General features: G+C 52.9%; 22 protein-coding genes, 1 tRNA gene and 2 other RNA genes. 8 read left to right on the top strand and 17 right to left on the bottom strand.

Annotated elements, in window-relative coordinates:
* Positions 1 to 4: 4 nt before the first annotated feature.
* The 5 genes from dppC to ABVM99_RS16840 form a co-directional block, all read right to left on the bottom strand.
* Positions 5 to 907 carry a dipeptide ABC transporter permease DppC gene (gene dppC / locus ABVM99_RS16860; RefSeq protein WP_000084690.1) on the bottom strand — a complete coding sequence of 301 codons (903 nt, stop codon included), beginning with the start codon at positions 905 to 907 and terminating at the stop codon, positions 5 to 7.
* Positions 908 to 916: 9 nt separating this feature from the next.
* Positions 917 to 1,936, bottom strand: coding sequence for a dipeptide ABC transporter permease DppB (gene dppB / locus ABVM99_RS16855; RefSeq protein WP_023195895.1), 1,020 nt, complete (start codon positions 1,934 to 1,936; stop codon positions 917 to 919).
* Positions 1,937 to 2,092: 156 nt separating this feature from the next.
* Positions 2,093 to 3,700 (bottom strand): dipeptide ABC transporter periplasmic-binding protein DppA, encoded by a 1,608-nt coding sequence (dppA, locus tag ABVM99_RS16850; protein WP_000028047.1) that lies wholly within the window; start codon positions 3,698 to 3,700, stop codon positions 2,093 to 2,095.
* A gap of 555 nt (positions 3,701 to 4,255) precedes the next feature.
* Positions 4,256 to 5,581, bottom strand: coding sequence for a uracil-xanthine permease family protein (locus ABVM99_RS16845; protein WP_001136076.1), 1,326 nt, complete (start codon positions 5,579 to 5,581; stop codon positions 4,256 to 4,258).
* A 57-nt stretch (positions 5,582 to 5,638) separates the two neighbouring features.
* A complete protein-coding gene (locus ABVM99_RS16840; protein WP_023195896.1) occupies positions 5,639 to 6,763 on the bottom strand; it encodes an aryl-sulfate sulfotransferase in 1,125 nt (374 codons plus the stop codon).
* Between the two features lie 149 nt (positions 6,764 to 6,912).
* Here ABVM99_RS16840 and ABVM99_RS16835 point away from each other — a divergent pair, with 149 nt between their 5' ends.
* Entirely contained in the window at positions 6,913 to 7,920 is a 1,008-nt protein-coding gene (locus ABVM99_RS16835; RefSeq protein WP_023195897.1) for a substrate-binding domain-containing protein, read from the top strand.
* On the opposite strand, the gene ABVM99_RS16830 is transcribed toward ABVM99_RS16835, so the two are convergent.
* From ABVM99_RS16830 to ABVM99_RS16785, 10 genes are all read right to left on the bottom strand, one after another.
* Positions 7,911 to 8,029: non-coding RNA, RtT sRNA (locus ABVM99_RS16830), on the bottom strand. The genes ABVM99_RS16835 and ABVM99_RS16830 overlap by 10 nt on opposite strands.
* A gap of 35 nt (positions 8,030 to 8,064) precedes the next feature.
* Positions 8,065 to 8,197: non-coding RNA, RtT sRNA (locus tag ABVM99_RS16825), on the bottom strand.
* A 35-nt stretch (positions 8,198 to 8,232) separates the two neighbouring features.
* Positions 8,233 to 8,309: transfer RNA gene (locus ABVM99_RS16820), tRNA-Pro, on the bottom strand.
* Positions 8,310 to 8,399: 90 nt separating this feature from the next.
* Positions 8,400 to 10,091, bottom strand: coding sequence for a kdo(2)-lipid A phosphoethanolamine 7''-transferase (gene eptB / locus ABVM99_RS16815; RefSeq protein ID WP_052938219.1), 1,692 nt, complete (start codon positions 10,089 to 10,091; stop codon positions 8,400 to 8,402).
* A gap of 217 nt (positions 10,092 to 10,308) precedes the next feature.
* A complete protein-coding gene (lpfE, locus tag ABVM99_RS16810; RefSeq protein ID WP_017441629.1) occupies positions 10,309 to 10,836 on the bottom strand; it encodes a long polar fimbrial protein LpfE in 528 nt (175 codons plus the stop codon).
* A 5-nt stretch (positions 10,837 to 10,841) separates the two neighbouring features.
* Positions 10,842 to 11,906, bottom strand: a complete 1,065-nt coding sequence (lpfD, locus tag ABVM99_RS16805; protein WP_023195899.1) for a long polar fimbrial protein LpfD — start codon at positions 11,904 to 11,906, stop codon at positions 10,842 to 10,844.
* Between the two features lie 17 nt (positions 11,907 to 11,923).
* Positions 11,924 to 14,452 (bottom strand): outer membrane usher protein LpfC, encoded by a 2,529-nt coding sequence (gene lpfC, locus ABVM99_RS16800; protein ID WP_052938220.1) that lies wholly within the window; start codon positions 14,450 to 14,452, stop codon positions 11,924 to 11,926.
* Between the two features lie 22 nt (positions 14,453 to 14,474).
* Positions 14,475 to 15,173 carry a long polar fimbrial chaperone LpfB gene (gene lpfB, locus ABVM99_RS16795; RefSeq protein WP_001082125.1) on the bottom strand — a complete coding sequence of 233 codons (699 nt, stop codon included), beginning with the start codon at positions 15,171 to 15,173 and terminating at the stop codon, positions 14,475 to 14,477.
* Between the two features lie 84 nt (positions 15,174 to 15,257).
* A complete protein-coding gene (gene lpfA, locus ABVM99_RS16790; protein WP_001518613.1) occupies positions 15,258 to 15,782 on the bottom strand; it encodes a long polar fimbria major subunit LpfA in 525 nt (174 codons plus the stop codon).
* A gap of 518 nt (positions 15,783 to 16,300) precedes the next feature.
* The gene (locus ABVM99_RS16785) at positions 16,301 to 17,005 is read right to left on the bottom strand and encodes an autotransporter outer membrane beta-barrel domain-containing protein (protein ID WP_000637073.1); all 705 of its coding nucleotides are present in this window, start codon (positions 17,003 to 17,005) and stop codon (positions 16,301 to 16,303) included.
* A gap of 156 nt (positions 17,006 to 17,161) precedes the next feature.
* Between ABVM99_RS16785 and tag the strand changes: the two genes are divergently transcribed.
* Entirely contained in the window at positions 17,162 to 17,743 is a 582-nt protein-coding gene (tag, locus tag ABVM99_RS16780; protein ID WP_001188416.1) for a DNA-3-methyladenine glycosylase I, read from the top strand.
* The gene (locus ABVM99_RS16775; RefSeq protein ID WP_000619902.1) at positions 17,721 to 18,161 is read left to right on the top strand and encodes an N-acetyltransferase; all 441 of its coding nucleotides are present in this window, start codon (positions 17,721 to 17,723) and stop codon (positions 18,159 to 18,161) included. Before tag ends, ABVM99_RS16775 begins: the two co-directional genes overlap by 23 nt.
* Here the strand turns inward: ABVM99_RS16775 and ABVM99_RS16770 are convergent.
* Entirely contained in the window at positions 18,130 to 20,463 is a 2,334-nt protein-coding gene (locus tag ABVM99_RS16770; RefSeq protein WP_000148455.1) for a molybdopterin guanine dinucleotide-containing S/N-oxide reductase, read from the bottom strand. The two genes, ABVM99_RS16775 and ABVM99_RS16770, sit on opposite strands and share 32 nt — an antisense overlap.
* A 152-nt stretch (positions 20,464 to 20,615) precedes the next feature.
* Between ABVM99_RS16770 and ABVM99_RS16765 the strand changes: the two genes are divergently transcribed.
* Together ABVM99_RS16765 and ghrB are read left to right on the top strand one after the other, a co-directional pair.
* Positions 20,616 to 21,278 (top strand): OmpA family lipoprotein, encoded by a 663-nt coding sequence (locus tag ABVM99_RS16765; protein WP_000747548.1) that lies wholly within the window; start codon positions 20,616 to 20,618, stop codon positions 21,276 to 21,278.
* Between the two features lie 218 nt (positions 21,279 to 21,496).
* On the top strand, positions 21,497 to 22,471 hold the full coding sequence (gene ghrB, locus ABVM99_RS16760; RefSeq protein WP_023194434.1) for a glyoxylate/hydroxypyruvate reductase GhrB: 975 nt from the start codon (positions 21,497 to 21,499) through the stop codon (positions 22,469 to 22,471).
* A 49-nt stretch (positions 22,472 to 22,520) separates the two neighbouring features.
* Here ghrB and ABVM99_RS16755 read toward each other — a convergent pair whose 3' ends face one another.
* Positions 22,521 to 23,231 (bottom strand): DUF3053 domain-containing protein, encoded by a 711-nt coding sequence (locus ABVM99_RS16755; protein ID WP_000190524.1) that lies wholly within the window; start codon positions 23,229 to 23,231, stop codon positions 22,521 to 22,523.
* Positions 23,232 to 23,669: 438 nt separating this feature from the next.
* Here ABVM99_RS16755 and ABVM99_RS16750 point away from each other — a divergent pair, with 438 nt between their 5' ends.
* From ABVM99_RS16750 to cueP, 3 genes are all read left to right on the top strand, one after another.
* Entirely contained in the window at positions 23,670 to 23,960 is a 291-nt protein-coding gene (locus tag ABVM99_RS16750; protein ID WP_000455790.1) for an HTH-type transcriptional regulator, read from the top strand.
* A gap of 287 nt (positions 23,961 to 24,247) precedes the next feature.
* Entirely contained in the window at positions 24,248 to 24,460 is a 213-nt protein-coding gene (cspA, locus tag ABVM99_RS16745; RefSeq protein ID WP_000014594.1) for an RNA chaperone/antiterminator CspA, read from the top strand.
* A 173-nt stretch (positions 24,461 to 24,633) separates the two neighbouring features.
* Entirely contained in the window at positions 24,634 to 25,173 is a 540-nt protein-coding gene (gene cueP, locus ABVM99_RS16740) for a copper-binding periplasmic metallochaperone CueP (RefSeq protein ID WP_000047148.1), read from the top strand.
* Positions 25,174 to 25,375: the final 202 nt, after the last annotated feature.

Here is a 25,375-nt window from a genome sequence, read left to right as displayed (position 1 = left end):
CCTCTTACTGCTTCAGTTTGGGATCGAGCGCGTCACGCAGACCGTCACCCATCAGGTTAAATGCCAGTACCGTCAGCAGAATCGCCAGCCCCGGGAAGGTCACGACCCACCAGGCGCTTTGCGCGAACTGCAATACGTCAGAGAGCATGGTGCCCCATTCCGGCGTAGGCGGCTGTGCGCCCATGCCAAGAAAGCCGAGGGCGGCCATATCGAGAATGGCGTTAGAGAAACCGAGCGATGCCTGAACAATCAGCGGCGCAAGGCAGTTCGGGAAAATATTGACGAACATCTGACGCATCGCGCCTGCGCCCGCCACGCGGGAGGCAGTCACATAATCGCGGTTCACCTCTACCAGAACCGCCGCGCGGGTTAAGCGGACATAGTGCGGCAGCGCCACAAACGTCAACGCCAGCGCAGCGTTGCCGATGGAGGGGCCGAAGATCGCCACCAGCACCAGCGCCAGCAGCAGGCTCGGCAGGGCCAGCATAATATCGACCACGCGCATGATGATGTTATCGACCAGACCGCCGAAGTAGCCCGCGACCAGGCCGAGAATAATCCCCATTACCAGCGACAGGACGACCACCAGACAGCCGACCAGCAGTGACAAACGCGCGCCATACATCAGGCGCGAGAGGACATCGCGACCAACATCATCCGTTCCCAGAATATGCGCCCAACTGCCGCCTTCCTGCCAGACCGGCGGCGCCAGCAGCGCATCGCGGAACTGCTCTGCCGGGTTGTACGGCGCAATAAAGTTGGCAAACACCGCAATCAGGATCACGATGAGAACATACGCCAGCCCGACGACCGCGCCTTTGTTGCGTTTGAAATAGTGCCAGAACTCCCGCAATGGCGTCATGGGCGCCGGTGCGGCATTAACATTATTTTCAGTAACCTGTGACATGATGGCCCCTTACTTCTTATGCCGAATACGCGGGTTCACCACGCCGTACAGCAGGTCTACCAGCAGGTTGACGAGAATAATCATCGTCGCTACCAGTAACACGCCGCCCTGCACTACCGGATAATCGCGGCGTTGCAGCGCATCGATCAGCCAGCGCCCCAGACCGGGCCACGAGAAGATAGTTTCTGTCAGAATCGCGCCCGCCAGCAGCGTCCCGACCTGCAGGCCGATCACGGTGACGACTGGCAGCATGGCGTTACGCAGAGCATGGACGATAATGACGCGCATCCTGGTCAACCCTTTGGCGCGTGCGGTACGGATGTAATCCTCCCCCAGCACTTCCAGCATCGACGAACGGGTCATACGCACAATGACGGCCAGCGGGATTGTGCCGAGCACCATCGCAGGCAGGATCATATGCGCCAGCGCATCAATAAAGTTACCCTCTTCGCCCCAGATAGCGGTGTCGATCAGCATAAAGCCCGTCAACGGATTGGTATCATCAAGGAACACCATATCGCTCACGCGCCCGGAAACCGGCGTCAGGTTCCAGTGGACGGAGACCAGCATGATCAGCATCATGCCCCACCAGAAGATAGGCATAGAGTAACCGGTCAGCGCCAGGCCAACAGCAGTGTGATCGAAGATAGAACCGCGCTTCACTGCGGCCAGCACGCCCACCGGAATCCCCACGGCGACGGCAAAAATCATGGCGCAGACGCCAAGTTCCAGCGTCGCTTTAAAGCGAGGCACGAACTCGTCCCACACAGGGATTCGGCTTTTCAGCGAGATGCCTAAATCGCCATGCATCACCCCCCGGATATAATGGAGGTACTGCTGCCACATCGGTTTATCAAGACCGAGTTCAGCCAGCAGTTGAGCATGACGCTCAGGGGAAATACCTCGCTCACCCGCCATGATCATCACCGGATCGCCGGGGATCATGTGGACAAAGGCAAAGGTGAGAAGGGTAATACCGATAAACGTCGGGATAACGAGTCCCAAACGTCGGAGAATGAACTGCAACATAACCCGAATTCTCTCTCATGACCCACGGCCTGGAACCGTGAGTCTGTATTGCTCACAAATCTTATCCCACGCAAACTGCATCGCGGATAAAGCATTACGCCGGATGGCGCTGCGCTTATCCGGCCTACACAACACCGGGGCGCAGCGCTCTTTTAATTATTCGACAGAGACGTTTTCGAAGTGATGTTTGCCTAATGGATCAACCACATAGCCTTTAACTTCTTTACGCACTGGCTCATAAACCGTGGAGTGAGCGATGATCAGCGCTGGCGCCTGGTCATGCATCACGACCTGGGCCTGTTTATAGAGCTCAATACGCTTGTTGTGGTCATCGGTCGCACGCGCAGGCTGAATCAGGTCTTCAAACGGCTTATAACACCATTTTGAATAGTTGGAGCCTTGCTGGGCGGCATCGCAGCTGAACAGAGTGGCGAAGAAGTTATCCGGATCGCCATTATCGCCGGTCCAGCCCATCATCACCGTCTGGTGCTCGCCATCTTTAGCGCGCTTGAGGTATTCGCCCCATTCATAGGTGACAATTTTGGCCTGAACGCCAATCTTCGCCCAGTCCGCCTGGATCATTTCCGCCATACGACGCGCATTCGGGTTATAGGGACGCTGTACCGGCATCGCCCACAGATCGATGGTGAAGCCTTTTTCCAGACCGGCTTCTTTCAGCAGCGCCTTCGCTTTTTCCGGATCGTAGCCGTAGTCTTTAATATCGTCGTTGTAGCCCCACATTGTCGGCGGGATCAGGTTTTTCGCCGCAACGCCCGCGCCCTGATAAACGGCTTTGATGATGGCCTCTTTATTCACGGCATAGGTCAACGCCTGGCGAACTTTGACATCATCCAGCGGTTTTTTCTGCACGTTATAGGAGAGATAACCCACGTTCAGACCGGCCTGCTCCATCAGGTTGATGTTTTTATCTTCTTTCATGCGCGCAATATCCGCCGGGTTCGGATACGGCATCACCTGACATTCGTTCTTCTGCAGTTTGGCGTAACGCACAGAGGCGTCAGGCGTGATGGAGAAGACCAGACGGTCGATCTGCGGCTTCGTGCCCCAGTAGCCGTCAAAGGCTTTGTAGAGAATGCGGGAATCTTTCTGATATTGCACCAGTTGGAACGGGCCAGTGCCGACCGGGTTCAGATCCACTTTTTCCGGCGTACCGGCTTTCAGCATGTTGTCAGCATATTCTTTGGAAAGAATAGAGGCGAAGTCCATGGCTAAATCGGCAAGGAACGGCGCTTCCGGACGCGTCAGCACAAACTGCACCGTGTGATCGTCTACCTTCTTCACTTCGCTAATCAGATCCGGCAGCCCCATGCCTTCAAAGTATTCATAGCTGCCGCCAGACACTTTATGGTACGGGTTCTGCTCGTTTTTCTGCCGGTCAAAAGAGAACACGACATCATCGGCGTTCAGCTCGCGCGTGGGTTTGAAATCCTTGCTGGATTGCCATTTCACCCCTTTACGTAGGTGGAACGTATAGGTTTTACCGTCTTCGCTGATATCCCACTTCTCAGCAAGACCCGGGATCACTTCCGTGGTGCCGGTTTTGAATTCAACCAGACGGTTATAGATAGGTACGGAGCTGGCATCATAGGTGGTGCCAGACGTAAAGAGCTGTGGGTTAAAGCCTTCCGGCGAGCCTTCTGAACAATAAACCAGGGTTTTGGCCTGTACGCTTGCTGCAACGGTCATGGCCACCAGGCTCAAACCAAGCTTCAGCATCCCTGACTTCTTCAAGGAAATACTCATTCTTCTGCTCCAATTGTGATGTATGTTGTTTTGCCCTTTGCAAAGGCTTTTACCGCCCGGCCTTTTTTGTTTTTTACCTGGTCAGGTCAGTAGTGAGAGGTGGGGATTCCGTTCGCATAATCGACTGAGTTGCAGTGCGGATTCTCCATAAAATGCCCCTCATTCCCTACAATCTGTCAATAGAATGTCAAAACGTCAATACAGGTAACCAGCTTTTACAACAACGGTGAGAATTAACAAACAAAGATTAAAAAAAGTTCAGAAGGGTATTTTCAGCAGGGAAATTTGTGCTATAGGCAGAAAGGCAGAGTTATTCACTTAATATTTTGCAACAGTTAGTGATTAACAATTAGACATTAATTGAAAAATTTCTTTCGATATGTTGATTATCTGAGCGATTAATACCACTAACGCTAAAACGCACAGGCGAAAATGCTGAGGTTATCCATAAGCCGTGTGCAAAAAAGAGTTATCCGGACATTGAAAAACACCATCGAATATGTCACAAAATTGTAAATAAGTAGGCCGTCGTGCGGCCTACCGCGATCACAAAAACTAACTTTTGACCCTGGCCTGCGTGCGCTTTTCGCTCCAGTTAAACAACGAGTTCACCAGAATCGCCGTCAACGTCCCCGCTGCCATGCCGTTGCCAAAGACCATCTGTACGCCCGCCGGGAAATTCTGATACAGGCCGGGTACCAGTATAGGTAGCATTCCCATGGCCAGCCCCATCGCCAGCGCGTAGGTTTTACCCGGCGTATGCAGTGGCTCACGCGCAATCATATCAATACCGATAACCCCGATAATGCTGAAGACAATCACCGCCGTACCGCACACCACCGAACCTGGCAGACAGGTCGCCAGACGTACCAGCGGCGCGAATATGGCAATCAGGATTAACAATCCTCCGGCAGCCGCAGTCACGAAACGCGATTTCACATTAGTGGTGCGTACCACCCCAATATTTTCGCCGGAGGTGATAATTAAGGAGGTGCCAAAAATCCCCCCCAGCAGCGACATTACCGCATCACCACGAATGGTACGTGGAATCGCCTGCTGCACATTTTGCGTGGAATTGACTATTTCCGCGGTCGCAATCGTTTGCCCGGTTGCTTCAGCCATAGAGATGACCGCGTAAATCAGCAACGGCAGCGAGGCGGAGAGATCAAAAATCGGCCAGCCGAACGGCAAAAGCTGTGGGAAACTAAACAGCGGCCCGTGACCAACACCGCTAAAATCGGTGCTGCCCAGCGCCATTCCCAGCAGCGTTCCCGCTAAAAGGCCGAACATCACCGCCAGCTGGCGCAAAATACCGCTAAACGCCAGCGCGAAAATCAGCGTTATCAGGATAGTCCCCAGCGATAAAATGATACTGGTTGGATGAGCGAAGTCGGCGCTCCCTGGCTGGCCAATGATCAACCCGCCGTACAGGCGAATAAGGTTAATCGACACCATTAGCAGCATGATGCCAATGATAAAGGGGGGAAAATGGTGCAGGCAGCGGCGGAAAATCGGCAACGCGATAAAGTAGAACAGCGAGGTCAGAATTACGGCGCCAATCGCGGTCTGGATATTGGTCTGTAAAGCGATCGCAACGAAAATCGCAATCGGCGCGCCCCCCGGTACCATAATAAACGGCAAACGCGCGCCCACCCCTTTCACACCCAGGCTTTGCAAAATAGCGCCCAGACCGCACATCAGAAAGGTCGCGCTAAGTACCGAGGCGGTCACCGTATCGGTAAAGTGGAGCGCTTTGGCAATCAGAAAGACGGAGGTAATGGGGGTGGCGGCAACGACCAGCACATGCTGAAGCGCCAAAAGTAAGGTGGTTTGCCAGGGTAATGCATCGTTATCCGGCGTAGTAAGGCCAGGCTGCGGCATGATTAACTCCCATAAAACATCAAAAAAATAACCGCCAGCGCGGGCTGGCGGTCTGTATTATTTCAACCAACTAATGGCATCAGCGGCATAGCGATGCGCACGGAAGGCGCTGTTCTGTTTTCCAGGAATAATGCCTTTACTGAGGTGCTCCGGATATTCATTAAAGAACGGAATGATATATTCCCATACCGTTTCGCCTTCCGGGGTGACTTCAAACAGGCGGCCAAACGCCGATTCACAGATAAAGGTGTTGCCGTTCGCCAGCCGCTGCGCGCTCCCCATATACGGCGAGAAAAACGCCGGCGGGAAGATATCGCGATACTGCCAGGTAATCGCTTTGGTCTGCGGATCGAACTCCAGCACCGTGGAATGCGGCGAGGTGACGCCGGGACGCAGGTTGCCGTTATCGAAAACCAGAATCGACCCGTTCTCCATCTCAACCGGCGTGTGCTGCTGCGCTACGACTTCCGGCCCTGCATGCCAGATAACCTTCCCGCTCTCTTTATCCACGGCAATGACGCCGGAAGTGGTACGCAGGCTCATCAGTACCAGGCCATCACGGGTGACGGACAGGCCGTTAATCATCGGCCAGTGGCGGCGGTCGAAAATATCATGAATCGGGAAATCTTCCGGATTCAAATGCTCCCAGGCACGCCACTCCCAGACCACTTCACCGTCGCGATTGACCTCTTTGACGACGTCACTCTGAATCACGCCGTCTGGCGCATCGCGGCGCGGGTCGCCGCCGGTAACACGGGCGGCGATATCGGCAGGTAACGGCGACGCGGCGGTATACAGCAGATTACCGTTCGCCAACCATTGCGCATCATGGTGATGGAAGATGTCTTCATAGTGCCAGACGATTTCGTTATCCGGCGTCACTTCGTAGAAGTCGCCGCCGTGCCAGAGATCCCACGCCGGATAGAGGTTCGCTGAAGTGCGGTGGCTGCCGTTATAACCCAGATTACCATTCGGCAGCAGCACTGCATCACGCCCGGCGCGAACCGGAAGCTGCCACTGATGCGCGACTTCGCCCTGCTCGTCCACCAGGTAAACCCGCCCTTCGGCGGTTTGCGGCGCAAAAAGCGTATAGCCGCCAAAGCTCTTCGCCTTATCAGCGTAGATAAGGCCCGCCAGACGGCGTCCAAGGGTGAAAGTCGAATCCTGAGTTAAGTGTGCCACATCGCCTCCTGAGGAATAAATTTGCGCCAAAATACCCCATTAAAACGTTTTAATGAAGAGTTTTTTACGATCCTCACCGAAAAAAAGCAAACGTTACCGTCTGGTAAATATGCTACCCTGTGCGCAAATTTTCGCAGGTCAGGAAGCAGATGGCTGTTCAAAATAAAAAACGCGCAAAGTTGATTGATGTTGCCCGCCATGCAGGCGTGTCGCCAGGGACGGTATCCAATGCCTTGCACAACACCCGCTTTGTCGAGCCGCAGACGCGACGGCGTATTGAAGAGGCCATTGTTGCGCTCAACTACACGCCGAATATTCGCGCCCGCCAGTTACGAACCGGCAAAACCAATACCATTGCCTTGCTCTCTTCGGTGCCGCTGGCGATTGCCTCCGGCGCGTCACGACTGGGATTTATGATGGAGGTGGCGTTAACGTCCGCGATGATGGCGCTGGAAAAACAGCATGCGCTGATTCTGGTGCCGCCGGGGGCAAATCCACTGGATGCCGTCAGCTTTGACGCGGCGATCCTGATTGAGCCGGCGGAGAACGACCCGCAGCTCCAGGCGCTGGCGCAAGCGGGCATTCCCTGCGTCACCATTGGCCGCACGCCGGGGACCGACACGCCTGTGCCGTGGGTTGAGCTGCACTCGGCGGCAACAGCACAGCTTCTGCTAACGCATCTGGAGGCCTCCGGCGCCAGAAAATGTGCGTTATTTGTCGGTAACACACGGCGAACATCAGTTCTGGAGAGCGAAGCGGCTTACCAGCGCTGGTGCGCGGGGCGCCAGGCCCCCGTCGTCTACTCTCTCAATGAAAGCGAGGGTGAAAATGCCGGCTACCAGGCCGCGCAGCAGCTATTACAGGCGCATCCCGACGTTGACGGCGTGCTGGTGCTGATCGATACCTTTGCCAGCGGCGCGGTACGCGCTTTCCAGGAACAGGCAGTCGCTATCCCGGAGCGGATGCGCGTGGTCACCCGCTATGACGGTATCCGCGCGCGCGAATCGCTGCCGCCGCTGACGGCTGTGAATATGCATCTTGATGAGGTGGCGCGACAGGCAATCACGCTATTATTTGATTTGCTGGCGGGCAAGAAGGTCAGTCACAGCGACGGGATCATGCCTGAACTGGTGGTGCGAGCGTCAACCTGCCGGTGATAGAGGATGGCTCGCCCTGCGGGCCGTTGCTGACGCAACGTTCTCTCGCTTCGCTCGGGTCGAACCTCTTGCCCCCGGAGGTTCTCATCCTCGTCAGGCTTCAGATACAAAAAAACCCTGCTCGTTGAGCAGGGTTTCTGAATTTGGTCGGTGATAGAGGATGACTCGCCACTGCGTGGCTCGCCCTGCGGGCCGTTGCTGACGCAACGTTCTCTCGCTTCGCTCGGGTCGAACCTCTTGCCCCGGAGGTTCTCATCCTCGTCAGGCTTCCGATACAAAAAAACCCTGCTCATTGAGCAGGGTTTCTGAATTTGGTCGGTGATAGAGGATTCGAACCTCCGACCCCTTCGTCCCGAACGAAGTGCGCTACCAGGCTGCGCCAATCACCGAATGCGGGCGCATCTTACTGCTCAGGCGCACGCCCGTCAATCCCTTAGTCGCAAAATACAATTCAATCGGCGAGAAAGTCGGCAGACAACCTACTTCGCGGCGACTTTCTGCGCATCGGGAATATGGCACCAGTTGTTGTTCTGGTTAATGCCGCCATCCGGCGATGTATACCCCAGGCAGCCCATTATCGTATCGTACAGCTCCACATGACGACGCGGCACTTTGATCTCCGCCTGCTGTTTCAGGTGAGCGAACATCTGCGCATGTTGCGGACTGGCAAGATATTTATCCGACATCCATACCAGCATCGGAACACGGAATTGCTCCGGCGGCGCCATATTGCGCGGCGTACCGTGCAAATGTTCGCGTTCGTTAATCGACTCGCCGTGGTCAGCCGCGTAGAACACAATCGCTTTTTTATCACGTAGCTGATCGAACACACTGGTAATAAAGTGATCCACATAGGTCACGGAGTTATCGTAAGAGTTGATCATCTGCGCTTTCGTGCAGCCGCTATCGACCCCAATACATTCGGGCTTCCACTGAGCGTAGCTGCGCGGATAACGCTGCGTATAGTTAAAATGCGATCCCTTGGTATGCAGGATAATCAGATGCTTACCCTCCGGATTCTGGGCAAGCGAGTTCTGCATCTCATCAATCAACAGCATGTCATCCACCGTTTTACCGCGGTTACGCGGCTCGGCGCCGATCTGCTCGCGGTAGGAGATATTATCCGCCATGGTATTGCTATAGAACCACATCTCGCTCTGCATGGCGTACAGATCGGAACTGAATCCGAGCTGTTTGAGTACGGCAAAAACATTCTGCTCTTTTAAGGTACGCTGCGGGTTATTATCCGCCCCGCCTTCCCGTACAAACATACAGCGTAAAGAAAGCTTCGTCGCGGTATCGCAAGAATAGCCGCGGAACGCCGCCAGATTTTTTTCCTGCGCCAGCTTCGGCGTGGTATTACGCTCGTAGCCGAAAATCCCCATGTGATCCCAACGGGTCGTCTCACCGATAATGAAAACGACGTAGGTGTCATCCCCATCCTTCGGCGCAACATAGGTAAATTTCCTGGCCGGGTTTATTAACGAATTATTGTCCGACGACTCATCTACCTGCGCCCAGGCATACAGCCCTAACGCAGATAACCAGTTTGAAGGCAGATAGGAGTTCGCCACCACGCCGCCATAGCTGGGTAAGTCGATACCTGTCGCCCGTTCAACCTTTTTTTGCTGTACATCCAGCAGGCGGATAGGCGCCCACACCATTACGCCTGCGAGTATCACTACAGCGGCGCTGCGAAAACGCTGCCCCGGCGTACGTAGCTGGCGCAACAACGTGTAGCGACAGTGGTTACTCCAGATAAAGATGAGCGGAAGCACGCTCACGGCAATCAGCCACAATACGAAGTGCAGCCCCACCACCTCTTTCGAGAGATCGATATCGGTGGTCATAACAGACGCAATAATGCCGTAGCCAATCACCACGTTCAGGAAGGTCATGTAATAACTGGCGCCAGCGGAAAACAGCACCACCAGCGTGGCCAGCACACGCCAGGCACGTCGGCCAAACAGTGAAAGAAGACGAAGTAAGAAGAAAGTGACCAGCACCGTGGCGCCAAGTTCGACAACTGCGGAAATGCCTTTCCAAATGGTAAATTCTTGCGCATAACTGCCGAAACGGCGGTAAAACACGGCGCAATTCATAAACAGACCGATATAGAGCGCAAGCAAGAAACTAAGTTTCTGTTGCGTCATCGATTTAATGTATCTCATGCAAACAAACCCTGGGAATCGGGATAAAAACGACCTGTACAACGATTCTTTAATCAAACAGGTAAATATGCGGCTAACGCAGATGTAAGAAAGTCTACAAGCACGGTTAAGTAGACCACAAGCAGAGGGGAAAGTGGCAACGGAGAGTGTGATCGGAGAAGATTTTTACAAAAAATCACTAAAAATGGAAAAGGGCCAGCGAACTGGCCCTCAGTGATTATTCGTATGTGACGCTAAAATTCACCGTCGCATTCGCTGGGCCAACGGTGGCATCCGGCTTAACAGGCACATAGCTGGCGATATAGTTCAGCTTGTTAGTACCATCAAACCAGACGGTGTGTTCTACGGGCGTAGAGTCGGTACTGGAGGGGTATTGTTGCACCTCGCCAGACGTTTTAATTTTTAACGCCACGCCCGTCGCGCCGCCGCTATCCAGGGCAAAAAGCGAGGGGTCAGTCGGGTCTGGAGAACCGTCCATCGTAACGCTGGCCTTTGTGGCATACGCGCAATCTTTTAAGCCGATGCTAAAGTTTTTCTGGTTCAGCTCTTTACCCACTTTTACCGGGCGCTGAAGCACCACAGTCTCCATATTGACGTCGATACTGTCGTTTTCCAGTTCACAGGTAGCCGCCTTAATAGTAATGGTAAAGTGGATATCACCAGCAGAACCGATATTCGACGGTGCCGCCATCGCGGAAGTGGTAAGCAGTAAACACGCTGGCATCAAAGCATGAAGGTTTTTCATCCTGCTTACTCCACATCAATACGCATGGTGGCAATTCCCTCGAAATCCCCGGCGGCCGGCAATTTGCCGGTGGTACTGATGGGGTAAGCCGAAATGGTCGTTGAGGCGGTACGGTGCGTGTCGTCAACAAGACCCGATACGCTCAGCTCCTGATTAACACTGGCGTCATTTGGCACCAAAATTTTACCGTTAGCGCCCTCAATGATGGCACCGATATCCGGGTTGCCCATGTCGATGGCATTCGAATCATTAGCGTTTGGCGTTCCCTCAATACGCAGGAAGATCTTTACGCCATCGGAAATATTGGTGCATTTAAACTGCAGCTCTTTGGTGAATTTCGTGGCGTTCTTTGCAACTTGTCCTTTGCGATCTTTAAAATCAGTGGCCTTAAATTCCCCAAACGGAATTTCCAGCGTGCTGCCGCTGGAGAGTTCACAGCCCTGTGGAACAATGATGCTCCCACTTAAATATACGGATGCCAACGGACTGGCATTATAAACGTCTACTTTGTGGGTTCCAAACAAGTCCAGTATCTTTGTACTCGGTATTTGCAGCTCACCGACAAATGGATGATTAATATAAAGAGATAATTTTCCTTTGCTTCCTGTTGTAAACCGTACATCACCCACAGTGCAGCCTGCTCTGGCGGCGGACAGATTATCTAAATTAGAAAATGGCGCTGTTTTATAATCCTGATAGTGTCCCTGAACCCAAACATCGACTGAAATCTGGATATTATTATTGATAATAAAATATTGGCGTTCGCCTTCGCTGTGGCCAGGAGCGAGGGGGGAAGTAGCTTTATAATATGTCGATGCCGTAGCAGTCCCCTCTGGACATTCACAAACAGCATCGTAATCCCCCCCTAAATCCCACGACCAAAAATCACGGAAAACCATACCTGAGGCATTCTTGGACGTATCGGTGATGGTTTTGTTCAGCGTGGCCGAAAAAACATGAGTCCCGCCGTCAGGCGTACACGCCCCCCAATCCGCTGCCGCCAGCGCCTGGCCAGAAAACAGCACCGACCCGCCCAGCAGGCCCGCAAACATCATCAACTTTTTCAACATAATCGTTTCCTTCCCTGTTACCGGCAGACGGCATTCGCCATCACCACGCCGGTATTATCCTGTTGTTCCGGCAGCGTAAACGCCACGCGGCATTGCTGTGCCTGGTCTTTACCCCAGTTCACCTGAAGGGCACCTTTCTCCGGCATCCCGCTGATATAAAGCTGACCGTCTTCACCCACAATGCTGCTGGACTCTTTTGTGGTATCCAGCAGCGTGGCGGTAGCACCAAACGGCACCGCTTTGCCATTGGCCTGCGTCAGGTTCATCAGCACGCGATAGCCCACTCGGGTATCGAAGCGGGCACGAACAATCGCGCCGCGCGTCGGCACTACGTTGACGGAGGCGGTATCCAGGTCAACCTGGTTGTTCAGGCTGTCGCTTCGCAGTGAGACTTCCGTTTCACGGTACGGAGTGAGATAAGGCACGACCGCATTACCCATCCAGTCCACTTCCACACCACCGTTGTTGATCACGTGCGCGCCGCGCGCCCCCGGCGCGGAGATAATGGCCATAGATTCACCCAGCGGTTGAGAAAGAGTGATACCTTCGCTATGGGCTATTACACCGCCGCGCAAACCGTAGTTCACCTGCTGGCCGTCACGGTTGTAGTTGTAACCCAGACTGGCGCTACCCACGCCGCCCTGGTAATCCAGGTTCACGCTGCCGCTGTTACCCACGCCGTTGCTGCCGTAGCCTTCCTGCACGCTATAGTTCAGGTTGTGGTCTTCCAGCGCGGTGCCGCTCACCCCTAACTGCTGGTTGGTTCGGCCATGCTGATCGGTCGTGAGGTGGTAGTTACTCCACACGCGTCCCAGTGGAATCGACATGGAGAATGACAGTAAACGATCGCTCTCATCCCACTCCGGGCTTTTCGTCCAGGTGTAAGCAATGCTGTAGTTCACGCGGCCAATACGGCCGTTATAACCGGCATTCAGCGAACGCTGTTTACCTTCATCGTTCCAGTAGTCCTGCTGCGTGACGTTAAAATAGACCGAGCCCCAGGCGCCCAGTTGCTGCGTTACGTTGCCCTGAATCTGACTACGTTTGTGGTACTGGCTATAAGAGCTGTCCGCATCGCTGCGCACATCCGTCGCTTCCTGGAAGGTGTAATAGCCGCTGGTCGAATACTTGTAACCCAGCAGACGGAAATCGGTACCGCTGTTAAAGCTCTTGGAGTAGAGGAAACGATAAGACTGACCTTCCGAATTCTCCTCATTTGCCAGCTTGCTTTTTGCCTGGGTTACATCGATGGAGATCGCGCCGATATAACCGAAGTTTTTACCTAATCCTCCCGCCAGCGAGTAATAGTCGTCAGAGAAGATCGCACCACCGTAAACGGTAAAGCCATATGGCAGACCGTACATGGCATCAAGCTGCCCGAATTTCGGCTCGGCGCTGTTATAGTTCCCGGCACGGTATTCCCCAGCGGAAAGGCTGTACTTGAGATGGCCTTCACGCTGGAGGAGCGCCACCGAGGAGAACGGCTGAACGAACTTCTGCTCACTGCCGTCCGATTCTTTAATGGTGACCGTCAGGTCGCCGCTGTTTGAGGTTGGATACAGGTCGTTAATTTCAAACGCACCCGGCTGAACAAACGTACGGTAAATAACGTAGTTGTTCTGCTCAACGGTGACTTCGGCGTTACTTTTGGCAATACCCCGGATGACGGGCGCAAACCCGCGCTGGCTGTCAGGCAGCATCTCTTCGTCAGAAGTTAACTGCACCCCGCGCATCTGAACGCTGTCAAAAATATCACCGGCGGTGGAGGTATCCCCCAACGTCAGCTGTGATTTCAGCGGCACAATGGCGCGGCTTAGGGATGTGCCAATGTTATCCCATGTGTTGTTACCGTCGTTTCGCGTCCAGGTACTATAGTTACGTAATCGCCATGCCCCCAGGTTCATACCGCTGCGCAGGTTCAGATAGTAGCTGTCGCTGTTGTAGTTGGTCTCACTGTCGTGCGCGTCATAGCTGGCGTTGCTGCCGGAGAAGTTATAATCCACCAGCAGGGCATTCACCCCTTCGTCCCACTGCGATTCTGGCACCGTACCGCGCGCTGTCTGCTTCATCGCAGCCTGCGGGAAGCTCATGATCAGGGTCTGGTCTGCAAAATCGAAATGGCTGGCGGCCTGGGGAATAATGTCGTCAAAAGCAACACAGGCTTCAGGCGGGGCCATTTTCAGCGCCGGGAAGCTATCAATACGCACGCCCATATCTTCAAGCTGCACGCGGCTTAAGCACGGCACCAGGGATTCACCCATTTTTGCGCGCTGCGCCTCTGTCGCTGCCTTAAACTCCAGGGTGCGAGACTCCATTTTTTTTTCGTTGACCACCACCGAGACGCGGTATTTACCTGGCAGGTGTTCAGCTTTATTGGATTCATACATTGAAAGGTCAACGTGCTGATCAATACCCGGCACATCCTCCAGAAAGCGCGGGTTAAATGTTCCCGCATACGCGGGGAACGTACTCGCTATCATCAGCGCAAGCGCAGACTGCGTGAAACGCGAGGTCTTATTGCCCAGAGGAAGATGCGTCCATGTCATAGTAATAATCCTTTAAAACGTGTTAGTTAACGCGCTGTGTCAACATGTCGCCAGCCGTGCCAAAGTCATTAATAATGTTGTATTTAACTTCGCTTACCTTGCCGGTGCCGGCTGGCAGTTCAATATTCAATGAGCCTTTTGCCGGAACCATTCCCGTTTTTTCAATATCACGGCCGTTGGCATAAAATTTATTAAACGTCAGGTTAAAGGCAGATGGGTTTTCCACTTTGATCTGGTTAGCCCCTGCGCTGGTGAACTGCAGTTTGTTCCAGCCGTCCATGCTATTGCCTTTCAGGCCCGCCGGACGATAGAACAGTTTTAAGCGGGTACGTACGGCGATCTGCAGTACGTTTTTAGCTTCCGCGTCTTCACTTTTGGCAGGAATAGCTTTTACGTTAATCCAATAAACGGACTCGCGATCCTGCGGTAACGTGCTCGTCGTATTAACAATACGTAAAACGTTATTTTTAGTCGGACTTAATTTAAATAACGGTGGAGTGATGATAAAGGGCGTCTTTTTATTACCGTTAGCGTCATCAATCCATGACTGAATGAGAAATTCATCCGTGGTGCTTTTATTATTTACCGTAAGAGAAGCTTCCTTTCTACTACCGTCATAAATAACACGTGTGCTGCTTAATGCCACGCCACCGGCAAAACTGTTTTGAGCAATCAGCGCCAGCACCAGTGCTGTGCAAGATATCAAACGTGAGCGGTTCATGATTCTCTTCCTGAGCCTCCGCTGGAAAAAATGGCAACGGGATTTCCGTTGCCATTATGATTGACTGTATTAACGAAAATTCGATTATTCGTAGGACAGGTTGAAGTCCACTTCTGCGTTACCGTAACCAGTGGTTACAGTATCTTTTGTTGCAACGTAGTTAGCGGTGTAGTACAGCACGGTCTGACCAGCAGCCAGCGTAGTGGTGGATTTACCGGTGTTCATTTCAACAAGCTTGTTAGCGTTGTCGTAGATACCGATGCCCACGCCAGTTGCCGCACCTGCTTCAGTGTTAACAGAAACCAGTGTCGCGTCGTCTGCATCTCCAACGCCAGCGAAGCTCACGTTAACTTTGGTTTGAGAGGTGATGTCACAGTCTTCCAGTTTGATTTGGAAAGGCTTGGAAACAGATTTATCGCCAATGGCTTTGAAGATATTTTTCTTAACCTGACCCAGCACAACTTCCTGGTTCTGAGAGTCAGTAGAAACGACGCATGGCGCGTCAACGATTTCACCGGTGAATTTAATGGTGCCGTCACCAGATTCAGCAGCGAAAGCAGAAGTGGAAACTACAGCGAGAGCAGACAGAGCAAAAACAACTTTTTTCATTAAAAACTCCATTTATGACGGTAGATAACAGAACGCATCCTTAGGGTTATCTGCATTCTGTGAGGAAATGGAGTGTATAGAGATGGGTATTAGATACTATAATTAGTATATATAAAAATATTTTTTAGTTAAGCTTAAAAAAAATAGAAATCAATATGTTACAAATGTAACGTACATAAATGTAAATTTTTATTAAGAATAAATTAATATAAATAATATATTATTTCTTCTGATTCATAAATAAGTTAAATGCATTCCTTATTTATTAGACGTTTTTTTAACTCCAATTGATTAGGTATTTGTGCTAAATAAAAATAAAGAGCACCAAATGGGTGCGCTGTACGCCTGGTGTTGCATGTGTTACGCAGACGCTTCGCTAACCCTCTCCCGCTGCGGCTGGCGAATAGTGGTGGAAACTGCCAGCGAGATGATTAACAGCGCAAAGATAACGCAGAAGGTTAGCACCCTACTTCCGCCACAAGATCTGTTATCACAGCGTTTCGATGGTAGTTTTTAAGTTAAAACCTGGCGCTCACCCCCAGGGTATACAAATAATCGCTATCCGTAGCGCTATTTTCCGCCTGGGAAAACGCCGCATACGCCGCCATGTGCGGGTTAAGTAACACGTCCGCGCCTACGGTGACATCCAGCCAGTTTCCCGCCTGATTTCCTGCGGTCATACGACTCAACCCGGACTGCGCTTTCCAGATATTTTCCCCAAACTGTTGGTTATAGCTGATTTGCGCCCAGGGACGGACATCGCCGAACTGCGAGTTTACCCGCCAGCCTAACGTACTGACGCTGGCGTGCCATAACGGATCGGTAAGCGCTAATGTCGTCGCGCTATCGCCATATTCGTTATACATTGATGACGTCGAACCGTCGTAATGCAACGCCGCGACCGGCCCAGTGGTCACACGTCGGGAAAGCGGAAAATTCCAGCCCATACTGATACCGCTGGTCGCATCAAGCGGGGTTTCATCCGCCAGGCTAAGCACCGGCCCCACCGTATTTTGCGTAGACTGAATACGTTCGGCCAGTATGTCGTTGTAATTCGGTTGGTGATCGCTGTCCCAGGTATAGCGTTCCGTCGTATGCCCCGGAGCCGCTTCAGCGATATATTCTTGTTGCCAGGCATACGTGGTATTGATAAAAAACGAGCAGGCCATAAGGCCCGCCAGACAACGCAATGTCCGGCGACCACGGCGTTTTCTTACAATCATCAACGCGACTCCAGAGTAGAGCCGAATTCGGCGATATTATTGTCATTGAATGAAGGATGTCGGGCATCAGCCCTGTATTAACTATTGTCCTTTTAGCGGGCCCGTCAAGGCGGGTTGAAGGAAATTTTCGCGGTAACCACAATAACGAGGAAGTCTATGCAGCGTTGCGACTGGGTCAGCCAGGACCCCCTTTATATTGCCTATCATGATAACGAGTGGGGCGTACCGGAAACCGATAGCAGAAAGCTGTTTGAAATGATCTGTCTTGAAGGTCAACAGGCCGGTTTATCCTGGATCACCGTGCTTAAAAAGAGGGAGAACTACCGCGCCTGTTTTCATCAGTTTGACCCAGTACGCATCGCAGCTATGCAGGAGGAGGATGTTGAACGCCTGCTGCAGAACACGGGCATCATACGACATCGCGGTAAAATTCAGGCCATTATCAGTAACGCCCGCGCCTGGCTTGCGATGGAGCAAAACGGCGAGTCTTTCGCCGATTTTGTCTGGTCATTCGTTGATGGCCAGCCGCAGATCACCCAGGCGGCCAGCCTGGATGAGATTCCTACCTCAACACCTGCGTCCGATGCGCTTGCTAAGGCATTGAAAAAACGCGGTTTCAAGTTTGTCGGTACGACTATCTGTTACTCCTTTATGCAGGCGTGCGGACTGGTCAACGACCATATTACCGGCTGTTTTTGCCATCCGGGAGAAAAACATGATTCGCAAATCCCAGAGTGAAGACATGGCGTCTATTCTGGCGCTGTGGATGAAAAGTACCATTTATGCCCATCCCTTTATCGAAGAACGTTACTGGCACGAGAGCGAAGCAATTGTACGCGACGTCTATTTACCCGCCGCGCAAACCTGGGTATGGGAGGAAAATGGACAACTGAAAGGCTTCGTCAGCGTACTGGAAGCCCGTTTTGTCGGGGCGCTGTTTGTCGCCCCCGACGCGTTAAGACACGGCATTGGCAAAGCGCTTCTGGAATATGTCCAGCAACGTTTTCCTCTGCTGAGCCTTGAGGTTTACCAGAAAAATCAATCCGCCGTAAACTTCTACCATGCGCTTGGTTTTCGTATTGAAGATAGCGCCTGGCAGGAGGATACCGCCCACCCCACCTGGATTATGAGTTGGCAGGCGGATCAAACGCCGTAAGCGGTAGCGCCGGGCCGGTATATTTCTCAAACCAGACCAGCGCGGTGTTGCCCGCACAACCGTTCCCCAGCCGGGAACTGGGAAGATCTTTTGTCAGGACGTTTACCGCGCCGTTTTTGCATATGCCGCCTGCGGTAGGTTCAGGGTCCGGCCATGCGCCTTCGTGAATACAGATAACGCCAGGCCGAATTCCGTCGGTAACGACCGCTCCCGCCAGAACCTGCCCGCGATGATTCCAGACGCGTACCGTATCGCCATCGACGATTCCGCGCGTTGTCGCATCCTGCGGATGAATCGTCACCGGTTCGCGTCCGGCTACCGCATACCGCTCCCGTAATGAACTGTAGTTGAGCTGGCTATGCAGACGGTGCGCCGGATGCGCGGAAAGTAGCTGAACTTGCCCCGCATCGGCGTTCCCGTGCCACTCATCCGGCACCAGCCACATCGGATGACCGGGACAATCCGCGTAACCATAGCTGGCAATGCGCGCAGAATAGATTTCGATTTTGCCGCTGGCCGTTTTTAGCGGATGGTTATCAGGATCGCGGCGAAAATCCGCGAAGCGCACAAACTGCGCGTTGGCGGGATTTTCCGGCATCTCCAGTAAACGGTTAGCCTGCCAGAATGCGGCAAACGGCGGCAGCGTCACCCCCTGGCTGGCGCCACGCTGGGCGGCAATATTGTAGAAAGTCTCCAGCCACGCCAGCTCGCTTTTTCCTTCGGTGAACCGAGCGTAACCACCGGCTTCCCACCGTTCGCTCAGTTCAGCAAAAACGTCAAAATCATTCCGCGCCTCCCACCGGGGCGACACGACCTGCTTCATCGGCGCCAAATGTTGATTGCTATAGTCGCCGGTCATGGTTAAATCGTTACGCTCATAGCTGGTGGTCGCAGGCAGAACAATATCCGCGTGTTTCGCGGCGGCCGTCCAGAAACATTCCGAGATAACGACCAGTTCCGGTTTTTGCCACGCGCGAATCAGACGGTTGGTATCCTGATGATGGGTAAAGTTCGCGCCGCCCGCCCACCAGATAAAACGAATATCCGGGAAGCGGCGATCCATCCCATTGTGTTGGTAAAACCCACCGGGGTTTTCCAGCGCCTCGACAATACGCGCCACCGGTATTTTATCTACCGCATCGACCCCGCCAGGGATGCTTCCCTGCATCGAGGCTAACACGGCGGCGCGGCGCGTCGGGTTTCCGCCGTTAGCAAAATGATAAGAAAAACCAAACCCGCCGCCAGGCGTACCAATTTGCCCCAGCATTGCGGCCAGCGTAACGATCATCCAGTGCTTTTGCTCGCCGAACTGCTGACGCTGCATTCCCCAACCGGCCATCAACATGGTGGTGTTATGATGAAATATTTCCGCCAGTTCACGAATTTTCACCGCAGAAACGCCGCAAATTTCCGCCGCCCATTCCGCTGTTTTGGCCGTACCGTCGGTCGTGCCCAAAAGATAGTCGGCGAAACGGTCATAACCCGTCGTGCAGCGGGCAAGGAACGCTTCATCCTGCCAACCGTTTTCCACCAGCGTATGGGCGATCCCCAACATTAACGCCACATCGGTGCCCATATGCGGGGCGATCCACTCCATCTTATCGCCAAAAAAGTCGACGCTTTCCGATCGCATCGGATCGATGCAGATCAGGCGTTTGCCGCTTTGTCGCAACGCCGCAAAATAGTCGAGCCCCTGTTCATCCGAGGCGTTCCAGGCAATTTTCAGAGTATTCAGCGGGTTCGCGCTCCAGAGCACCACCACCTCGCTGTGTTCCAGCACCACCGGCCAGCTAGTCTGCTGCTGGTAAACCTCATTGCCCCCCACCACATAAGGCATGATAGCCTGCGCCGCGCCGGTGGAATAATCGCCAAGATGGCCGGTATACCCTCCCGCCAGCGCCATGTAACGCTGCAATAGCGTAGCCGCTTTATGCAATACGCCGTTCGAACGCCAACCGTAGGAGCCAGCGAAGATGGACGATGGCCCATAACTTTCGCGAATACGTTTGTGCTGAGCGTGGATCAGATCCAGCGCGTCATCCCAACTTACGCGAACAAACTCATCCTGCCCGCGTATGCCTTGCGGCTTATCGGGAGAAGCCAGGAACCCTTTACGCACCATCGGGAAGCGAACCCGCGTTTTACTGTGCACCTGGTCATGCACAACGGTTTGCAGGGAGTTCTGGTGTGCCGTCGGGAGTTCGCCATACGAGGCAAAAATGCGTTCTCCGTCGGTTTCAACGCGGACTGGCCCCCAGTGTGCGGCGGTCAATACCGAATGACGCGATGGTGCGTGGGTCAAGGTTCGCTCCTGAATTATTGGGATTATTTATTTTGCCGATCAATGTTACTTACAAATTTCAGAGTTTTCCCTGGAATTTTCTTCATGTGCAGACGTCATAATCAACCGCCACGGTCGCTGTGGTAAAAATAAAAAAGTGATAAGGATTTAAGATGAAAAAACGTGTATTTGTGATTGCTGCCATCGTGAGCGGCGCCCTGGCAGTATCTGGCTGCACAACAAACCCTTACACCGGCGAACGCGAAGCAGGTAAATCCGGCATTGGTGCGGGTATTGGATCGCTGGTCGGCGCAGGCATCGGCGCACTCTCCTCCTCCAAAAAAGATCGCGGTAAAGGCGCGCTGATTGGCGCGGCGGCTGGCGCGGCGCTGGGCGGCGGCGTGGGTTACTACATGGACGTACAGGAAGCGAAACTGCGTGACAAAATGCGGGGCACAGGCGTTAGCGTGACGCGAAGCGGCGATAATATCATTCTGAATATGCCGAATAATGTCACCTTCGACAGCAGCAGCGCGACGCTGAAACCGGCAGGCGCTAACACGCTGACCGGCGTGGCGATGGTGCTGAAAGAGTATCCCAAGACCGCCGTCAATGTGGTGGGCTACACCGACAGTACCGGTAGCCACGATCTGAATATGCGTCTGTCGCAGCAGCGTGCTGACTCCGTCGCCAGTTCGCTGATCACCCAGGGCGTCGACGCCAGCCGTATCCGTACCAGCGGAATGGGTCCGGCGAACCCGATCGCCAGCAACAGTACGGCAGAAGGTAAGGCGCAAAACCGCCGCGTCGAAATTACCTTGAGTCCATTGCAGTAAACGACAGTACCGGGTAAGGCGGCATGCTTTACCCGGCCTGCACTATTCCCTCTCCAGACCGGATACACGTCGCATCATTCGGTATTCATTCATTATTTACCACGACACGGCTGCCGACAGCGGGGAAATTGGCTGGTCGATGATGGCTAAACGGGTTAATAATAAGCCTGTTCCGGTTGGCGCATGCCGCGCTTACCTTTTGATTTACGGAGAGTCGCATGAAGCCGTCCATCATTCTCTACAAAACCCTGCCTGATGATTTGCTGCATCGCCTGGAGGCGCATTTTACCGTCACCCAGGTACCGAACCTGCATCCGGAAACGGTCGCGCGACACGCGCAGGCATTTGCCAGCGCGCAAGGCCTTCTGGGCGCCAGCGAAACCGTTAACCGCGCGCTGCTGGAAAAAATGCCGGCGCTACGCGCGGCGTCAACCATCTCGGTGGGATACGATAATGTCGAAGTGGACGCCCTTACTGCCCGCAAAATAGTCCTGATGCACACGCCTGCCGTTTTGACGGAAACCGTTGCCGATACGGTGATGGCGTTGATTCTGACCACTGCCCGCCGCGTGGTGGACGTCGCAGAACGGGTTAAAGCGGGTGAATGGACAGAAAGCATTGGCCCGGCGTGGTTTGGCGTCGATGTGCATCACAAAACACTCGGTATCGTTGGGATGGGGCGTATCGGGATGGCGCTGGCGCAGCGAGCGCACTTTGGGTTTACCATGCCGGTTCTCTATCACGCCCGTCGGCGGCATCAGGAGGCGGAAGACCGGTTTAACGCCCGCTACTGCGATCTGGATACGTTGTTGCAGGAGGCTGATTTTGTCTGCGTGATCCTGCCGCTAACGGCAGAAACGCGACATCTGTTTGGCGCAACACAGTTTGCCAGAATGAAATCGTCCGCCATTTTTATCAATGCCGGACGCGGCCCGGTGGTCGATGAAAACGCGCTGATTGCCGCGCTGCAAAACGGTGAAATATATGCGGCAGGTCTGGATGTCTTTGAGCATGAACCGCTATCCGTGGATTCGCCCCTGCTGAACATGTCTAATGTCGTCGCGGTGCCGCATATTGGCTCGGCAACGCATGAGACGCGCTACAATATGATGGCCTGTGCGGTGGATAATTTGATTGATGCGCTGCAGGGAAAAATAGAGAAGAACTGCGTCAACCCGCAGGCGGCGGGATAACGCTACAGGCCCGATAAGCGCTGGCTTGCGCTTATCGGGCAGACTGTCATTACTGGGTTGCGTTTACCGCCGCCGTCCAGGCCTGATTAAACGCCTGATGCTGCGAGGCCAACGGCCCAATCAGCGCATTATATTGGCTGGCCTGCTGTGAGGTCGGGAACTGAATGCCGTTCGCGACAAAGCTCACCTGCTCGCCCTGTTGCGCAATATAATCACCCACTTGTACCAACTGCTGCGTAAAGATCTGCGCCGCCGGGATCAGCGGCTGCAAAGCATCTGCCGGCACGGTGACTACTTTTTTGTAGACCTGATCAAACACAGGTTTCAGGTCATCGGCCTGCTTTAACGCGCCATGCGCGGCATCAGCCTGCAGTTTTGCATTCTGCAACTGTTGCGCCAGCACGCCTAACGAACCATTTGCCTGCCGCAGCGGCTCGCGTTGCGTCATATAATCCTGCGGAACGCGGATGGCGTTAACGCTATCGACCACCGGGCGCAGACCGGAATCCATCGCCTGGTTTACCTGCTGCGAGTAGCCATACAGTATCGCGTAATCAGACACGAACGGACCAAACTGTTTTTTCTGATCGGCCGTCAGCGTTGGTAAACGCTCTCCGCTACGCATTGCTGTATTCTGCAGGAAATCGACAAACGCTTTGCGCTGATCGCCTTCTTTATCAAAACACCCGCTCAGGCTAAACACCATTAATAACGCCACAACAGGCGCAAACCAGCGAGAGCAGGACTTACCTGTCGCCATTGTTAATACTCCTTTCACCCAAAAATGCGCACAACGACACCTGCGTGCCTGACGGCTTACAAGGATAGTCCAGGTCAGGCTTGCAGGATACCCTTTCCACGCGATCTTGTAGCGGAAAATTATGTTTATCTGCATCAATGCTTAATTTGTTATTTAATTGTTAATTTTTGGCCTGACACTGCGATAAAAAACGCGGCAAGAAAGCTTTCCAGCGGGGAGTGTAATATTTTTTTAATCTTTACAATTATTTTCTGAAAGACGGATATATCTTCATGGATCAAATTGTTAGCGTCCTAAAAGTCGCGTAGCGTAAGGCATCGAAACGAATCGATAGCGCTTCCTGGCGGCGCGTCGCCCCCCACCCACAAGTTTCCCGACTATTCTTAAGAGGCTTCGATGCATTTCACGATCCCGCTGTGTGATTTACAGGAGTTCTCAATGGAATATAAAGATCCGATGTTTGAGCTGCTGAGCAGCCTGGAACAAATTGTTTTTAAAGATGAAACGCGAAAGATCACCCTGACGCAAAAACCCAATCCTTTTACCGAATTTGAACAGTTACGGAGAGGAACGGGACTAAAAACAGATGAATTCGCCAGAGCGCTGGGCGTAACGGTTGCCATGGTTCAGGAATGGGAATCGAAACGCGAAAAACCCACGCCAGCAGAGCTTAAATTGATGCGCCTGATACAGGCGAACCCACGCTTAAGTAAGCAATTGATGGAGTAATTTTTACCCCTTTCTGTTTTAACGGTCCTGCGTAAGGACCGTTTTCCCCGCCCGATTCCTGACCTGGAGAAATAAAGTAAAATAAAAGTTGCATCGCCCGGCATTACATGAGTTAATGTGCTCAACGGTTTGACGTACAGACCATTAAAGCAGTTTAGTAAGGCAAGTCCCTTCAAGAGTTATCCATTAGATACCCCTCGTAGTGCGCATTTCCTTAACGCTTAAAAAATCTGTAAAGCACGCCATAACGCCGAAAGGCACACTTATTTTTTAAAAGGTAATACACTATGTCCGGTAAAATGACTGGTATCGTAAAATGGTTCAACGCTGATAAAGGCTTCGGCTTTATTACTCCTGATGACGGTTCTAAAGACGTGTTCGTACACTTCTCCGCTATTCAGAACGATGGTTACAAATCTCTGGACGAAGGTCAGAAAGTTTCCTTCACCATCGAAAGCGGCGCTAAAGGCCCGGCAGCTGGCAACGTAACCAGCCTGTAAGCTTAAAAAGCTCAGAATTTTGAATCCCTGCCTGATGGCGGGGATTTTTTTTATTCCAATTCCCCCTCTCCCCCCAGCATAACTTTGCATTACTTTACCCTGCGTCCCTTTGACCTTTCCCTTAGGGGAACCCCTATAGTAGGCAGGGAGATTGTTCACAAGGAATTGAAGTTATGTCGAAATCATCATGGTTATTACTTTTGGGTTTATGCGCCAGCGGCTCCGCGCTTGCGGCATCCTCAGAATCCGCTTTTCTGGCGCAACATGGGCTGGCGGGAAAAACGGTTGAGCAGATCGTGGATACGATTGATCAGACGCCGCAGAGCCGTCCTTTGCCTTACTCCGCGTCGATTACCAGTACTGAACTCAAATTATCTGACGGAGAGCAGATTTATACGCTGCCGTTAGGCGACAAATTCTATCTCTCTTTTGCGCCCTATGAATGGCGGACACACCCCTGTTTTAACCACAGCCTTTCCGGCTGTCAGGGAGAAATGCCGAATAAACCGTTCACTGTAAAAGTGACAGACAGTAAAGGCGCTGTCATCGTACAAAAAGAGATGCAAAGCTATCGAAACGGATTTATCGGTGTTTGGCTACCGCGCAATATGGAAGGGACGCTGGAAGTAAGCTACAACGGTAAAACGGCGTCACATGCCATTGCCACCAGAGATGACAGCCAGACCTGTCTGACGGAATTACCATTACGTTAAAAAAATGCCCGATAACATAATGGGTTATCGGGCCTATAAAACGCCAACAAGATAAAATTAACAGAGTGCCTTGAGAATGCATAACGCCACAAGAATGGCAGAGGTGGGCTCACTTTGTACTGACCCCAAAAACCTGGACAGATTAACCGAGGCATCAGCGAAAGAGTCCATTTAATACATGGGCTCTTTTTTGTTTCTGGCT

Origin of the sequence: Salmonella sp. SJTUF15591 (assembly GCF_043356435.1) — a bacterium.
GTDB classification, from domain to species: Bacteria; Pseudomonadota; Gammaproteobacteria; order Enterobacterales; family Enterobacteriaceae; genus Salmonella; species Salmonella enterica.
Note: the sequence above shows the minus strand (reverse complement) of the source record. Positions and strands in the feature narration are given on the sequence as shown.

Coding starts and splice junctions, on each gene's coding strand:
- ABVM99_RS16775 (WP_000619902.1), top strand. CDS start 17,721: ATGATTCGCAAATCCCAGAGTGAAGACATGGCGTCTATTCTGGCGCTG.
- cspA (WP_000014594.1), top strand. CDS start 24,248: ATGTCCGGTAAAATGACTGGTATCGTAAAATGGTTCAACGCTGATAAA.
- ABVM99_RS16765 (WP_000747548.1), top strand. CDS start 20,616: ATGAAAAAACGTGTATTTGTGATTGCTGCCATCGTGAGCGGCGCCCTG.
- lpfC (WP_052938220.1), bottom strand. CDS start 14,452: ATGACATGGACGCATCTTCCTCTGGGCAATAAGACCTCGCGTTTCACG.
- dppB (WP_023195895.1), bottom strand. CDS start 1,936: ATGTTGCAGTTCATTCTCCGACGTTTGGGACTCGTTATCCCGACGTTT.
- lpfE (WP_017441629.1), bottom strand. CDS start 10,836: ATGAAAAACCTTCATGCTTTGATGCCAGCGTGTTTACTGCTTACCACT.
- ABVM99_RS16755 (WP_000190524.1), bottom strand. CDS start 23,231: ATGGCGACAGGTAAGTCCTGCTCTCGCTGGTTTGCGCCTGTTGTGGCG.
- eptB (WP_052938219.1), bottom strand. CDS start 10,091: ATGAGATACATTAAATCGATGACGCAACAGAAACTTAGTTTCTTGCTT.
- ABVM99_RS16835 (WP_023195897.1), top strand. CDS start 6,913: ATGGCTGTTCAAAATAAAAAACGCGCAAAGTTGATTGATGTTGCCCGC.
- tag (WP_001188416.1), top strand. CDS start 17,162: ATGCAGCGTTGCGACTGGGTCAGCCAGGACCCCCTTTATATTGCCTAT.
- lpfD (WP_023195899.1), bottom strand. CDS start 11,906: ATGTTGAAAAAGTTGATGATGTTTGCGGGCCTGCTGGGCGGGTCGGTG.
- dppA (WP_000028047.1), bottom strand. CDS start 3,700: ATGAGTATTTCCTTGAAGAAGTCAGGGATGCTGAAGCTTGGTTTGAGC.
- ABVM99_RS16845 (WP_001136076.1), bottom strand. CDS start 5,581: ATGCCGCAGCCTGGCCTTACTACGCCGGATAACGATGCATTACCCTGG.
- lpfA (WP_001518613.1), bottom strand. CDS start 15,782: ATGAAAAAAGTTGTTTTTGCTCTGTCTGCTCTCGCTGTAGTTTCCACT.
- ghrB (WP_023194434.1), top strand. CDS start 21,497: ATGAAGCCGTCCATCATTCTCTACAAAACCCTGCCTGATGATTTGCTG.
- lpfB (WP_001082125.1), bottom strand. CDS start 15,173: ATGAACCGCTCACGTTTGATATCTTGCACAGCACTGGTGCTGGCGCTG.
- cueP (WP_000047148.1), top strand. CDS start 24,634: ATGTCGAAATCATCATGGTTATTACTTTTGGGTTTATGCGCCAGCGGC.
- dppC (WP_000084690.1), bottom strand. CDS start 907: ATGTCACAGGTTACTGAAAATAATGTTAATGCCGCACCGGCGCCCATG.
- ABVM99_RS16750 (WP_000455790.1), top strand. CDS start 23,670: ATGGAATATAAAGATCCGATGTTTGAGCTGCTGAGCAGCCTGGAACAA.
- ABVM99_RS16785 (WP_000637073.1), bottom strand. CDS start 17,005: ATGATTGTAAGAAAACGCCGTGGTCGCCGGACATTGCGTTGTCTGGCG.